At 43.1% G+C, this 14,227-nt stretch carries 10 protein-coding genes and 1 tRNA gene; 4 read left to right on the top strand and 7 right to left on the bottom strand.

From position 1 onward, the window contains the following. The first annotated feature begins 665 nt into the window (after positions 1 to 665). The 3 genes from ABEW73_RS03390 to ABEW73_RS03400 all read left to right on the top strand — a co-directional run bounded on the left by ABEW73_RS03390 (position 666) and on the right by ABEW73_RS03400 (position 4,432). Positions 666 to 944, top strand: a complete 279-nt coding sequence (locus ABEW73_RS03390) for an acyl carrier protein (protein WP_430162126.1) — start codon at positions 666 to 668, stop codon at positions 942 to 944. Between the two features lie 597 nt (positions 945 to 1,541). Continuing rightward, positions 1,542 to 2,531: a sugar phosphate nucleotidyltransferase gene (locus tag ABEW73_RS03395; protein ID WP_430162124.1), complete on the top strand. Its 990-nt coding sequence runs from the start codon at positions 1,542 to 1,544 to the stop codon at positions 2,529 to 2,531. Positions 2,532 to 3,382: 851 nt separating this feature from the next. After that, positions 3,383 to 4,432, top strand: a complete 1,050-nt coding sequence (locus tag ABEW73_RS03400) for a hypothetical protein (RefSeq protein ID WP_430162122.1) — start codon at positions 3,383 to 3,385, stop codon at positions 4,430 to 4,432. Between the two features lie 2,722 nt (positions 4,433 to 7,154). Here ABEW73_RS03400 and ABEW73_RS03405 read toward each other — a convergent pair. Both ABEW73_RS03405 and nrdR read right to left on the bottom strand, forming a co-directional pair. Beyond that, positions 7,155 to 7,227 (bottom strand) — tRNA-Ala (locus ABEW73_RS03405). Positions 7,228 to 7,403: 176 nt separating this feature from the next. After that, the gene (gene nrdR, locus ABEW73_RS03410) at positions 7,404 to 7,877 is read right to left on the bottom strand and encodes a transcriptional regulator NrdR (RefSeq protein WP_430162120.1); all 474 of its coding nucleotides are present in this window, start codon (positions 7,875 to 7,877) and stop codon (positions 7,404 to 7,406) included. A gap of 148 nt (positions 7,878 to 8,025) precedes the next feature. Between nrdR and ABEW73_RS03415 the strand changes: the two genes are divergently transcribed. Beyond that, positions 8,026 to 8,253: an alpha/beta-type small acid-soluble spore protein gene (locus tag ABEW73_RS03415; protein ID WP_053492022.1), complete on the top strand. Its 228-nt coding sequence runs from the start codon at positions 8,026 to 8,028 to the stop codon at positions 8,251 to 8,253. 67 nt (positions 8,254 to 8,320) lie between these two features. Here ABEW73_RS03415 and ABEW73_RS03420 read toward each other — a convergent pair whose 3' ends face one another. The 5 genes from ABEW73_RS03420 to polA form a co-directional block, all read right to left on the bottom strand. Continuing rightward, entirely contained in the window at positions 8,321 to 8,887 is a 567-nt protein-coding gene (locus tag ABEW73_RS03420) for a lytic transglycosylase domain-containing protein (protein WP_098748394.1), read from the bottom strand. Then, entirely contained in the window at positions 8,884 to 9,483 is a 600-nt protein-coding gene (gene coaE, locus ABEW73_RS03425; RefSeq protein ID WP_430162118.1) for a dephospho-CoA kinase, read from the bottom strand. The genes ABEW73_RS03420 and coaE overlap by 4 nt, the downstream gene beginning before the upstream one ends. A 9-nt stretch (positions 9,484 to 9,492) precedes the next feature. Further along, the gene (locus tag ABEW73_RS03430) at positions 9,493 to 10,233 is read right to left on the bottom strand and encodes an MntP/YtaF family protein (protein WP_430162116.1); all 741 of its coding nucleotides are present in this window, start codon (positions 10,231 to 10,233) and stop codon (positions 9,493 to 9,495) included. Between the two features lie 122 nt (positions 10,234 to 10,355). Beyond that, positions 10,356 to 11,189, bottom strand: a complete 834-nt coding sequence (gene mutM, locus ABEW73_RS03435; protein WP_430162115.1) for a DNA-formamidopyrimidine glycosylase — start codon at positions 11,187 to 11,189, stop codon at positions 10,356 to 10,358. A 145-nt stretch (positions 11,190 to 11,334) separates the two neighbouring features. Next, positions 11,335 to 13,995 (bottom strand): DNA polymerase I, encoded by a 2,661-nt coding sequence (polA, locus tag ABEW73_RS03440; protein ID WP_430162113.1) that lies wholly within the window; start codon positions 13,993 to 13,995, stop codon positions 11,335 to 11,337. Between the last annotated feature and the right edge of the window lie 232 nt (positions 13,996 to 14,227).

Genomic DNA, 14,227 nt, shown 5'->3' on the forward strand with positions numbered 1-14,227 from the left:
ATAAGGCTGTATGAAGACGAGGAAGATGTTCTGCAGCCATATTAAATTTACAAGTGCTCGAAACACTTCAAGAACCCGCTTGAAGAAAGAAGCCCATTCTAAAATACTAACGAGGGGGCATATGTCCTCTTTAGAATGGATTAATAAAAGAGAACAAACTGCTTGCAAAATCAATCACTATCATACCCTCGGTGCAACGAAATCATAATTTTATTAGCCATTTGCATATATATATGCTATAGAGAAGGCACGTTCTCAAACTATTACCAGTTTGAAAATGTGCCTTCTCTGCATCGTAACCACAGTGTGGTATTAAAATTGAAATACAGAAATAGACCTACACTTTTAACTGAAGATGAAGATATTTTCAGCGAAAATGAATGATTTCGGAGAGGCCTTATCTAAAGATCTTCTTTTAATTGTTCATCACAGTTCAAATCTTTCTGATAAATGAAGTTCCTAAATCTATTTGTGAATTAACAGGCATTAGATAGTCAGACATCGTTGATGCACCTATCTAATAATACATATCAAATTGATAAAAATGGAGGATAATGTTAAAGTTAAGCCGTAACAAACAAAAATCATTCGTTTTATTTAGTTAAAACCGTACCTTATGATACGAGGTATGGTAAATACTTTTTTCGATATAGGGGGAATATATGATGGAAAGCAATATTAAATTTGATATTATTACATCAATTGTAAGTGAAATTATGAATATAAAAACTATCCCGAATTCTGATTCCAATCTGATAGAATTAGGGTTGGATTCCATTATGACAATTCAACTTATTGTGAGACTAGAGATGGATTTGGGTGTGGTATTCAAGGATGAGGATTTACTGATAGAAAACTTTACATCTATTAGGAATATATATAATTTGATTAAATTAAGGGGATCATTAACAACAATAGAAGAGGAAAGTATAGGAGAAGGATAAGCGCTTAAAAGAAATTATTCGCCAGAAAAACAACCACAGAGAGGCAATAAAGAATAGGATGTCGATATCAAAAATGATAACAAGGTAGCGTACATGGTCATGATGGTTGATTTAAACGCTATGTGGGTTGGTGAGAACGAGTCCCCAAGTTTTTGGCTCAGTGCGCTGAATGAACTCAGCGAATCTTGGTATACAAATACTCTCTCTGAGTTCTCCCAGGAATTGCAGCATACTACCCGCAAATTGAAATTCGCAGTTCCACTCGATACGTTTTTACAAATTACATAAACGGACAATTTACGAAGAATCAGCCCTGCGGGGAGGTAAATATTCATTTTTCATTCGTTCTTGATGGAGTAATTTGCACGACTCTTCCATCTTCTTCAAGTAATCGTCAGTGGTCCGTAAGCTCTTTAACCATGTATATGATTGAAAGCTATCATTACCAACTTCGTAAGGTGATGGAAAGCATTTTTTCCATGTATAAGGCCATCTTCACTAGAGAGAAGAATTTTTTTAGCTGGCACATTTTGCGATATTTTGAATTGTGGATTCACTCAGTTTAATTAAATTACTAATTCCTGGGGTGGTGGAGATTTGAGACTTGTTTTAATTTCAGGTGGAGCAGGAAAAAGATTATGGCCCCTTTCAAGCGAAGATAGACCTAAACAGTTTATTCCTTTGTTCTCAAATAACGAAGGAACGATGATATCTATGACTCAACGAGTTTGGGAACAAATAAATGAATGTGGTTTGTTTAGCCATGTCTATGTTTCTACAATTGCTGAACATGAATCATACATAAAAAAACAACTGGGTAAAGATGTTTCATTAATATTAGAGCCCTGCTGTAAAGATACATATGCTGCTATATCGTTAGTTGTTTCTTATCTCAAATGTGTTGAGAATATAGGGCCAAACGAAATAATAGCCATCGTACCTATCGACTGTTACGTAGAGGTTGATTTTTTTCAATATATTCATAGGTTACAAAATGTAATAAGAGAAAAGGAGCCTCAGATTGCATTACTTGGAGTAAAGCCCTCCTATCCGGCCGAATCGTATGGCTACATAAAGACTAGTGATCAAAATAATCCTCAATTAAATGCTTCTATGTCAGTAGAACAGTTTGTAGAGAAGCCACGGGAACAACTAGCCAAAAGGCTAATTGCAGAACAAGCATTATGGAACTGTGGAGTAGTTGCTTTTAGGTTGGGTGAGATTTCTTCCCTTTATGAAGCAAATGGTGTCGAATTGTCTTATGATAAATTGCTGTATTCATACGACACCTTACCTTCAACTAGCTTTGATTATGGCATCACTGAGAAAGCAAGACATATAGAGGTATTGCCCTACAATGGTCCATGGAAGGATATCGGTACCTGGGATGCACTATCTGAGGAACTTCCACAATCAGTAATTGGTAATGGGAAAATATGTGAAAATTCTGTGAATACACATTTATTGAATGAATTGGAAATACCTATACTAGTATTAGGATTAAAAGATGTGATTGTTACTGCAGGCAAACATGGTATTCTTGTCGCAGCTAAAAGTCACAGTAGCACACTTAAAAACATGCTCTGAATATTGATTCAAAAAAACTGCGTGGGTCAAATTGTGGGGCTCGTTCTGAAGCGCCAATGTTCATTACGAAATCGAAGTTTAACAGACTGAAGCTTGAATACTATATAACATTCTAGCGGATCACCAACAACTTGCCGTTTCACCGCTTAACTCATTCCAACTTCTCAGATCTATTACCCGCTAATGATAGAACTTCGTTTTTCGGAAGAAAAGCACGGGTTGTTGATTTTTCATGAGATATGAGGATGATCGTAGCCTGTAATTAAATCAACTTGTAAGATTCGCAACCATTGGCTTGTCATCAGCGCTGGTGTATGTTAGTTCAACCGTAATCAAACAGTCACACGCACTTGTCTCCTTCTACGATTGAATATCTTAGCAACATTGATATGGGAACGCCCAAACGCTTCACAGTTGTATACTACACTTCAAAGCTAATTAGGTACTAAAAACTTTTTTTATTTTGGAGCAACTTGGATCATTTTTTAACCCAGTAATCTTTCTCGAGAAGTCTGAATGGCTTTTGCATTTTCAAAACGTGTATCTATAATAATACCTTATGTCACCCACTTTCCCGCTCCGATCTATTGCCATGTCTATCATACTTAAACATTACGTACGGGTAAACCAGGATCATTCTTATAAAAAGCTTTGAACCTCTTAGAGGTCTCGATGTTTTTAAATCATGAAATAACTCACTAAAATTTTCTTTACTTTCTACACTCCTTCACTGATATTATCAATAAAATTCAATGTAAATTTATGGATTTAAATACGGAAAAAATATGAATAATCAAACAAATTGTAATATAATAAATAATAATTTATCAATAGAAAGAATAAAGTGAATTTTGGAGCTTTTTGTAAAAAAAACGGGAGGGATTATTATTTTCAACAAAAAGTTACCTTTAGCCCAACCTCCAATCAGGGGATATCAATTTCTTGCTTATCAATTATCAGTTATCTGTATTTCCCAGAATCATCAACCTTGGTTACATAGTCATTTTATCCAACTATATGGTAATCCAAATGATCCGTTAATATCATTTTATGAGCCATATATCTGGTATGATTCTAATCCATGGTTTGAATTCGATAAACTTTCTACTGAAACAATAAAACAATCTAATATTGAATTAGATGAACTTATTATGAGTTATATTGACAGGGATTATTATATTATGTCAATTGTAGACGAGTTTCATTTACCAAACAGGCGGTCATATCAAAAATTCAATTACATTCACGATTTGTTAATTTATGGATATTCCCGGGATGAAAATAAATATACCACAATAGGTTTTGATGAACATGGTACTTTTAAAACACAAAATGTTGACTATAGCACTTTTAAAGAATCTATTTTTAATACGAGTGGAAACTTTATTCTTCCATTTAAATTAAAGCAAGATTATAAACCTGAGTTCAGGATAACTGCTGTAGTCGATCTATTGAATGATTATTTGCACTCAATAAATACATCTGAACGTATAAAGCCAATCGATGATAGGCAGTATCACCCAGATCATGTATTCGGAATAAAAACATATGAATTGTTAAAAAATTATTTTGAATTATTAATTGAAAATAAGGTTGAATTTGATATTCGGTCCTTACACTTCTTATGTGAACATAAAGAATCTATGATTGCTCGGATAAATTTTTTAATAGAGAATGGTTTTTTGTTACAAGAACCGAATGATAAACTTATAAGTGAGTATCAAAATTTAAAAGATAATTGCATCATTGCCAGAAATCTGCAGCTTAAATATCTTCTAAATAATAATAAAAATGAGATTCTTAAAGTCATTGAAAAAATTGACGAAATTTCCAAAATGGAGGAAATTCTTTTAACAAAATTATTGAACCAAATAAAAACAGAAAAAATATGTGCCTTGTGAAACCTTTAAATCGTTACTTGTATGTCGATATTTTGTACGTAAAGGGGAAACATCCCAATATATCCTGTGGTACACACCATACATAATATCTGGCGTGTTCTTTTAGCTTGCACACCTTTGTCTTAGGAGTTTCGGTTTATGCCCCACACAGACTTGAAACATTGGTGTAACGAAAAAAGTAGTTGGGGGAACTCCTCCTAATTGCTATTTATCTACCAGCGATTCGACATTGTATCAAGGAGAATGATTATTCCTTGCAATAAACTACCGCTTCTTGATACCTTATTTATTATGCATGGATAACAATCGTTCGTACCTTAATAAGTGTTAACTTGGTTCGAACTTTCCTATTTAAGATATGCGAAAAGGTCGAACAAGTTAGATATCCAAATTTCCAGGATCATTGAGGGCTCAACCTTCCAGGTTGATATCGGAGACTTAAGATAAATTAGCTTTAATGATTAATGAAGCGGTAGGAAATGACCTACCGCTACTAACTATTGCGGTTTAAGTAAAATAGTCTTGTCAGCTGCCTTTATAAAGAAATTAATTACCGATGTCTTCGTGTTTTTTCAAAAGTAGTTTCTAGGGCTATGATAAATACCGACAGTCCGTTTTAGATCAAGTAAATCAATAGATTTTCCTTTGAATATCCTAATTCAAGTCAAATTTTAAATGAAATATGATTTGTATAATTTATATCTGGGAAGAGAATAAAGAAGTCTACCATTCGCATGTGTTTGATCGACGTCATATCTCAGATAACCAGGCTCAAGTAGTATTAGTTCTTTAATTAATAGCCATATTTCCTCAATATAACTTGGTGATTGACTGCAATAAGTTTAGAATCAACTGCTTCCGTTCTTCTCCGATGAGGCAAACTATTTTCCTCCTCCAAAAGCGATTAATCAGTAGCCATGAAACAACTCTGATCACAAATAAATCTTGTTAGTCTAAGAAACAGAATCGCCAAATCATCCTGCCTCATGCTGTATCTCCTTTTTGGCCAGCCACATTAAGCATGCGACATTGGTTTTCATTCTGTTTGTCTTCACTCTACGTTTAGATGATTACAGTAAAACGGGTGTGAAATACAAGTAGAGTTTGTGTTTCTAGTTGCGTTTTATTGTTTACTAAATCTTCAAACTTCGATTTAGCGTACTTTCTAAATCAAGTAACTGAGAACCTCGGGGGCTTACCCATATAAAATTATAAAACTAACGCCTTTATTCGCTCGCTAGGATTTTCTTAAAATATCAGCATCTGATTCGGTTTATGCGATCACATGCACTTGCAATATCAATAGAGTTTTTCAATCTTCCTCTTAACTCCATAATATCAAATGCCTCTGTCACTTACAGATCAAATAGAGCTCCACAATTAATATCAGGGTTTCTGGCGCGCTGTTTCGGCAAGCAGGCGTCTGTTATTCATCCCAATTGCTTAAACGCCAATTCCATAATAGAAGCGCCAGCCGATTAAACTGGTAACTGACATTACAAACATTAGTGTGTGGTAGAGTGTTTTGTATTTCTCTCCGTAAACCACGATTAAACAATAACAAACTTTGAATAGCTGTCAGCCATTCTTAACGTGGAAACTTCTTTGACAATACTTTTGTTCTTTTCACATCAAAAAATATATAACCAGTCTACAATCGATCTCAGATTTGAAACAAGGTGTCAAGAATTTGTTTCGTTTTGCAACCACTCAGAAAACGACCGTTGCCCGATGGGAATATCCTCCATAAGCCAAAGTGATCTAATAAATCATTTTACATTCAGCAGGTATGCCTTAAATCCCTGATAATTAACGGCGCGTTGTCTGAGCGATGGATCCGCGTATCTTGCAGCTTCAATCATTACACCGCGCGCAAAGAATGATCGTATTGAACAATAACCAATTTCCTCATGACAGATCATGTTATTAGTATAAGTAACTGCGTACTGTTCATATGCATCGCTGAATCCACATCTTGGATTATTCATCCGCCTAACCCAATAATTAACAGTCTGGTTAGCAACCAACCGGTTTGCTTCAGACTCGGTTAGACTGACGAATTTGTGGGAGTGCCCTGGTGTTCTCCATGATTAATGCTGCGGTTACATTCCAAGTGCTGTTTATTGTCGATACGGTGTTACTGATTGCTACTGAACAGCGCACATGCGCTGCCGTACTGAAACGATAGGCCCGTCAGGGGTCGCTCCACCTGTCGTAGGATCAATAATCGTACAATGTACAACAACGTAAAGCCGCAACTTTTGTTGCTTTCTATGTCTATGTGCTTGTCGACCGAAAATTGGTCAACGCTAAATCATAGCATTTGAGTTACACACCACAGAACATTCAGTTAGAATTGAACTGGCAAGGATCAAGAAGATGCGAATGTGGTATTTCTGGCACGGAAACGCATTAGGTACAGTCCTAAGTTACCTTGTTGTATCGGTTTGATAAGCCAGTTTCTGGGCAATTGACGGTTTCTTTTTCCGACGTTCCGTATCAGACTCTTTATCTTGAATTCACACCTAGTCAAATCTTACCCCCAGTAATCGTATAATCGCCCAATCGTTGCACATCGCATGACTGTACTCGCACATAAACTGGTCTTATGCAAAGTAATAATTTATTTCGTCCCCAATCCGTCCCCAAATCAGTGATCAGATATCAACCTAGTTTCCTAAAAAAAGCAAAAAACCCTTGATAACCAAGGGTTTTCTTTGTATGGAGCCTAGGGGGATCGAACCCCTGACCTCATCGCTGCCAGCGATGCGCTCTCCCAGCTGAGCTAAGGCCCCGTAAGCGACTTCTATATCATATAAAAAATCAGCAGGCATGTCAACATGTTTTTCACATTTTTTGATGACGTGCTGTATCCCTTTTACTTCTCTATATAATGTCACTTATCGATGATGAGATTGGGTGCTATGAGAGCACCAGAAGAGCACCTGGATCCTGCAGAACCCTGGCGCTCTTACAGCTCCGGACCGTCTGTACCCTTGGACAGCAGGCTTTTCAGTTCCTTCATAAACATATTGATATCCTTGAATTGGCGATACACGGACGCAAACCGGACGTAAGCTACCTCGTCGACCGGATACAGCCGTTCCATTAGAAGCTCCCCGATCTGTCGACTCTCCACCTCAGCTGCTGCCGTATTGCGGAGTGCCTTCTCTACATCCGATACGATCATATCCAGCTGGTCCACGGATACCGGACGCTTCTCGCATGCCCGGATCAAACCGCGAAGCACTTTCTCCCGGCTGAATTCTTCGCGGCTTCCGTCCTTTTTCACGACGATCAGCGGCGTTTCCTCCACCATCTCAAAAGTTGTGAATCTCTTGCTGCACTGCTCGCATTCCCTGCGGCGGCGGATGGATTTATTCTCGTTAGCCGGCCTGGAATCCAGCACTTTCGTTCCGGCATAACTGCAATATGGACACTTCATAAAGTCATCTTCACTTCCTTCGTTTCAGTGTATTTCGCCTTGAATGGCGTTAGAGAAAAATTTACCAGCAAAACTTTGTTCTTTTATGTTATGAAAATGCGAAACCGGAGACATAATACTTTTACCAACCCAAGGAGGTGAACTTAACATGGCACAAAGCAACAACAACTCCAACAACCTGGTTGTTCCTCGCGCAAACGCTGCTCTTGAGCAATTGAAGTACGAGGTAGCTCAAGAACTTGGTATCTCCATTCCACAAGACGGATACCAAGGTAACATGACTTCCTACGAGAACGGTTCGATCGGGGGATACATCACAAAGCGTCTTGTAACCCTGGCCGAGCAACAATTGGCTGGTCAATTCTCCGGTCAATAATTGATTCTTCTTAAAAAAGGAGTGTTGGACAGCTCGATGTAAGAGCCTGTCCAGCGCTCTTTTTTCGTTAAAAGCCGTCCTTATACACATCTGTATACTGATTATAATAATAAATCACGCGCTGTACATAGTGACGGGTTTCCCCGATAGGAATACTCTTCACATTCTCGTAGGTTCCATCCCACATACCCTTGTTGATCCAATTCTTGACGTTCCCCGGGCCTGCATTATAGGCGGCGATAGCGGCAATCGGATTGCCGTCCATTTCCTTGTGCAGATTCTGAATATACCAAGTACCCAGCTGGATATTCGCATCCACTTCATTCTTCACGTTCAGCAGGTTCACCGATGGCAGCTTGGCCATTTCCATCGCCCAATTCGCCGTATCCGGCATCAGCTGCATAATGCCCAGCGCGCCTTTCTTGGATTCCTTGCCTGGCTTGAAGTTCGTCTCCACTCGAATGATGGAAGCCACCAGGAAGGGATCGACCTCATAGTAAGCGGCATGCTTTCGGATTTCATCCTTATAATAAATCGGATAGAGCAAGGTCATCCAGTTCGAGCTCAGAAACAGCAGCGCTACAAAAGAGACAAACAGCAGAAGCAGCACTCTTTTTTTACGGAGCCACCTCATAACCGAACCAGCCTGCTCCACAGGTTGTCCACCTGCTGCTCTGTTTCGGCCAATGTTCCGCTGTTATCGATAAGGATATCCGCCAGACGCTTCTTCTCCTCGATATCCATCTGGCTGTTTAAACGCGCTTCCGCCGCTTCCCTGTTAAGATCATCGCGCACCATCAGACGCTCTAGCTGCAGCTCTCGCGGCACATAGACGACAGCGATCTGGTCAAGATAAGAATAATGCTCCTTAGCCTCAAGCAGCAGCGGTATATCCGCTACCACGAGCCGGTCCGGATACTGCCGCTCATACGCTTCCGTCCGTTCCCGAATTTCCTGCCGGATCGCCGGATGCGTGATCTCATTCAACACCGTTCTCTGCTCGGGATGATGGAAGATCATCTCCCCGAGTTTTTTTCGATTCAACGTACCGTCCTCAAACAGGATCGCTTGTCCAAAATGTTCGGTCACTTTACCCAGCACCGGATGACCCGGGAGCATCACTTCCCGGGCGATGAGATCCGCATCGACGAGAAGTGCTCCCTTCATGGTCAACATGGAGGACACGGTGCTCTTGCCTGTTGCAATTCCTCCGGTTAAACCGATATTCATGACTTCACCTCATAACAGCTTCATTATACCCATGACGATTAACAAAAAAGCAGGCAAATAAGAGATAAAACGCATGCCGCCTTTGGACGCAAAGCGTAAACCAACCCTCATGCCCAGCACCAGGAATATCCCGCTAAACAAGGAAACAACCGTTGCGGTACCTAGCGGTGAGAAGCTTAGCATGGCTGCGCCAAGCCCTGCTCCGAACGCATCGAGCGATAGCGCGATCCCGAGCCACATCGCCTCCCACGGAGAGATGCTGCCGGAGTCGTCCAGATCCGCCTTCGAGGGACTGCGGAGAATTTGAATGACAACGCCGATCTTCGGAATCTCAAGAGAGAATACCGCCCGCTGAAGATGCTCTTGACCTGCCGTGTTAACCTCACGTCGTAATTTCACTTGATGCTCAGCATCCTGCGTTTCCCTACGAGACTTTGAAATATCCCTATTAGAAACCGGCTGCACATCAGACTCGTTTTTTCTGCGAACTTGCTGGTATAGAGACCATAAGCCCAGCAAAATCAAAATGGCGGCTCCGATCACGGACGCCACAGATGGGGATAAGAACCGCTGTAACAGCGCGCCTGCCTGCATGGAGGCGCCAAGCACCAAGCCGGAACATAGCGAGATGATCAATACAGATAGCAGCGGTATCCTGGTTTTGCGCAGACCGTATGTAACCCCCGCCCCAAATCCGTCCAGGCTTAATGCCATAGCCAGCAGCACAGACGAGAAAATATGACTGAGCACCCTTTTCCCTCCTCGTAAGCTCCACATCAAGCGGCTCATTCATGAAGAAGAGCAGCTCCATGTGCTCCACATATGTTCCACATTATATGTGTGAGGAAAGGAATGGGTGCACGCCTATTGGATTACTTCCTTAACGGCTGACACTTCGGGCAGAAGTGGGTCCCCCGTCCGCCAACCACGATTTTATGAATCATTCCTCCGCATGTATTACACGGCTCGTCCTTCCGTCCGTAAATCTGATGACTGTGCTGGAACATCCCCATTTCACCCTGTCCATTGACATAGGATTTAATGGAAGAACCACCCGCGTCTACGGCTTCGGTTAGTGTATCCACAATCGCATGATACAATCGTTTGAGCTCGGCATCCTTCAGACTGTTAGCATTGCGCTCCGGATGAATCTTGGCTCGAAACAATGCCTCATCGACATATATATTGCCGATGCCGACCACATATGCCTGATTCAGCAGCACCGCCTTGATCTTCGTTTTCTTACTGCCGATGATTTCCTTAAATGTTCCGAACGTAAACGTCTCATCCAGCGGCTCATAACCCAGCTTGGCAAGAGGAGCATGCTGGAACTCTTCCCCCGTTGCAAAAAGATGCATCGTTCCGAATTGGCGTACATCCTTATAGCGCAGCTCCGTGCCATCCGAGAAATGAAAGATGACATGGGTATGCTTCTCCACCGGCTCCTCGGCAGGGTACACCCCGTAGCGCCCTTCCATCCGAAGATGCGAGACGAGCACTAGCCCGTCCAGCAATATCCGTAAAAATTTCCCGCGGCGCTCTACACCTTCCACGGTATGATCCTTCAGCATAAAGGCAAATGCCTCAATATCGTCAGGACGCTGAATGATCCGCGGCAGATGCACGGATACATGATCTATATGCTTACCTTTAATCAATTGGTTAAGTGTTCGTTTCACGGTTTCTACTTCCGGCAATTCCGGCATAATGACTTCACCTCATTTCCCATTATACCGGAAGTTAGGACAGAGCGGGACCATGGTTTTGTGGAAAGGTATGGTGCTTATCGCGCCCCTCTTCACGCCATGATCCCTATATAAGATCTTCTATCGGTTGACACGATGTGCAGCTTTACTTCGCTTCGTACCAGTTCTCGCCATAGCTGACTTCCGACTTCAGCGGTACCGACAGCTTCAGTGCCTGACTCATCACTTCCGGCACCAATTCCTTCATGGTCTCCAGTTCATCCTCCGGCACCTCAAACACCAATTCATCATGCACCTGAAGCAGCATGCGGCTCTTCAATTGACGATCATGCAATGCCTTGTCCATATGGACCATAGCCAGCTTGATAATGTCGGCGGCCGTTCCCTGAATCGGCGTATTCATTGCCGTCCGCTCCGCAAAGGACCGCAGATTAAAGTTGCTGGCGTTAATCTCCGGCAGATACCGTCTGCGTTCAAGCAACGTTTTCACATAGCCATCTTGCTTCGCCTGCTTGACGATCACGTCCATATAACGTCGCACGCCCTGGAACACCTCGAAATACTGGTCAATGAATGCCGCGGCTTCCTTCCGGGTAATGTTCAGGTTCTGGGACAAGCCATAGTCGCTGATTCCATACACGATGCCAAAGTTAACCGCCTTGGCGGACCGGCGCATATTGGAGTCCACCTCATCCACGCCGACTCCAAACACGTCCATCGCGGTCTTGGTGTGGATGTCCATATCGTGGACGAAAGCTTCCTTCAGCCGTTCATCATCCGAGATATGCGCAAGCACGCGCAGCTCGATCTGAGAGTAATCCGCTGCCAAAATACTCCACCCTGGCTCGGACGGAACGAAGACCTTGCGCAGCTTACGGCCTTCCTCCAGACGGATCGGAATGTTCTGCAAATTCGGGAATTGGCTGCTTAGACGCCCCGTCGCGGCAATCGTCTGACGATAGTACGTGTGCACTTTGCCAGTCTGCGACGAAATCTCCTTCAGAAGACCTTCCACATAAGTAGATTGCAGCTTGGCCAAGGTACGATACTTCAGGATCAGGCGGACGATATCATGATAAGGCGCCAGCTTCTCCAGCACCTCGGCATCGGTAGAATACCCGGTTTTGGTCTTCTTGATGACCGGAAGCTCCAGTTTCACAAACAGAATCTCGCCCAGCTGTTTAGGCGAATTGAGATTAAATTCCGTTCCAGCGATCTCATAAATTTCATGAACAAGCTTCGCGATCTGTCCTTCAAACTCGCGACCCAGCTCCTTCAAATCCTCCGCATTCACGGCAATTCCCTGTTTCTCCATATCGGCCAAAATGCGGGACAGCGGCATCTCCAGCTCATGGAAAAGCGGCAGCATTTCATTAGCAGCCAGCTCCTTCTCCTGAACGGGAACCAGTTCGGATACGGCCAGGCATTTTCTGGCCATGTGCTCGCTGAGCTTCTCCACATCGGGAACCTTGTATTTGGCCCCTTTACCGAACACATCCTCATCGGCTTGAAGATACGCTAGCCCGTATTTGGAAGCCAGCCCGCTAAGGCTTTGATTCGCTTCCGTCGGGTCCAGCAGATATGCAGCCAGATGCACGTCGAATGCTGCGCCGGCAAAAGCGATGCCCTGCCAGTGGAGAGCCAGATCAATGCGGTGCAGATCATACCCGCGTTTCGGGATCCCGCTATCGGCAAGCCAAGTACGGACAGGCTCGGCCTCTTCCGATTTCAGAACCTCAAACGGAATGAAGTACTGTCGTTCCTCTGTAGCGAGTGCGAGCCCGATCACCTCGGCATGATGAGGGTTTTCCCCATGCGTCTCAACATGGAGCACGGTCACCTGGGCCAGATTATCCGCAACCTCCGCAAGTTCCTTCGTGTCCACAAGGGTCACTTCAATCTTCGCTTCGGGCTTCGACTCAGCCGCATCTCCGCCCATTCCGCTTGTGCTCAGGTTTAACCGTTCAATCAGCGATTTAAACTCCAGCTTCGCCAGTGCAGGTCCTGCCGTCTCTTCATTCAGCCCTGTAAAGGCCATGTCATCCAGCGACGACTCCAGCGGAACTTCACGGAAGATCGTGGCCAGCTTCTTGCTGAGTATGGCGGAATCGGCATGCTCTTCGATTTTCTCTTTCATCTTGCCCTTCAGCTCATCTGTACGTGACACCACGGCCTCTACGGATCCAAATTCATGAAGCAGTTTCAGAGCCGTCTTCTCACCCACTCCTGGAACACCGGGAATGTTATCGGAAGCATCGCCCATCAGTCCCTTAAGATCGATAATCTGATCAGGCGTCAGGTTATATCGCTCCTTAATCTGTTCCGGTCCGTAATACTCGATATCGGTAACGCCCTTGCGAACCATCGCGATCGTGGTATGTTCCGAAGCCAGCTGCAGCATATCCTTATCCCCGGATACAACCATCACCTTGCGGCCAGCTTCGTCAGCCTGACGGGTAATGGTGCCGATAATGTCATCGGCCTCATAACCGCCAATTTCAAACTGGGAGACGCCAAGACCCTTCAGCAGCTCTTTGAGCAGCGGGAATTGTCCGGATAGCTCGGGAGGAGTCTTCTGACGGCCACCCTTATAATCCTGATAATCCGCGTGCCGGAACGTTTCCTTACCGGCATCGAATGCCACCATCATATGAGTCGGTTTATGCTCCTCAATCAAGCGAAGCAGCATGGTCGTAAAGCCGTAAACTGCATTCGTCTGCTGACCGCTGGCATTGGTCAGCGGCGGCATCGCGAAGAATGCACGGTAAATGATATTATTTCCATCAATCAAAATCAGCTTGTCCATAGAACACCTCGCACCAATATTACTTCCTTTCCACATGATAACATAGGTTACCGCCAATTCCGAACAATCCGTTCGATTAACGATGAATTCTTGATGAAACGCAAAATAACCCCACAAAGTGGAGCCTGTGCTTCGATGCTTATTCCAAATACTTTGCGGGGGGCCCAAATTTATAAATGCGATTAAAGAATTGCTTCCGCTTCGCTGGAGTTTTCTAAATTCTCGAAAAAAA

It is taken from the genome of Paenibacillus lautus, from assembly GCF_050482385.1.
Taxonomy (GTDB): Bacteria; Bacillota; Bacilli; order Paenibacillales; family Paenibacillaceae; genus Paenibacillus_AQ; species Paenibacillus_AQ lautus_B.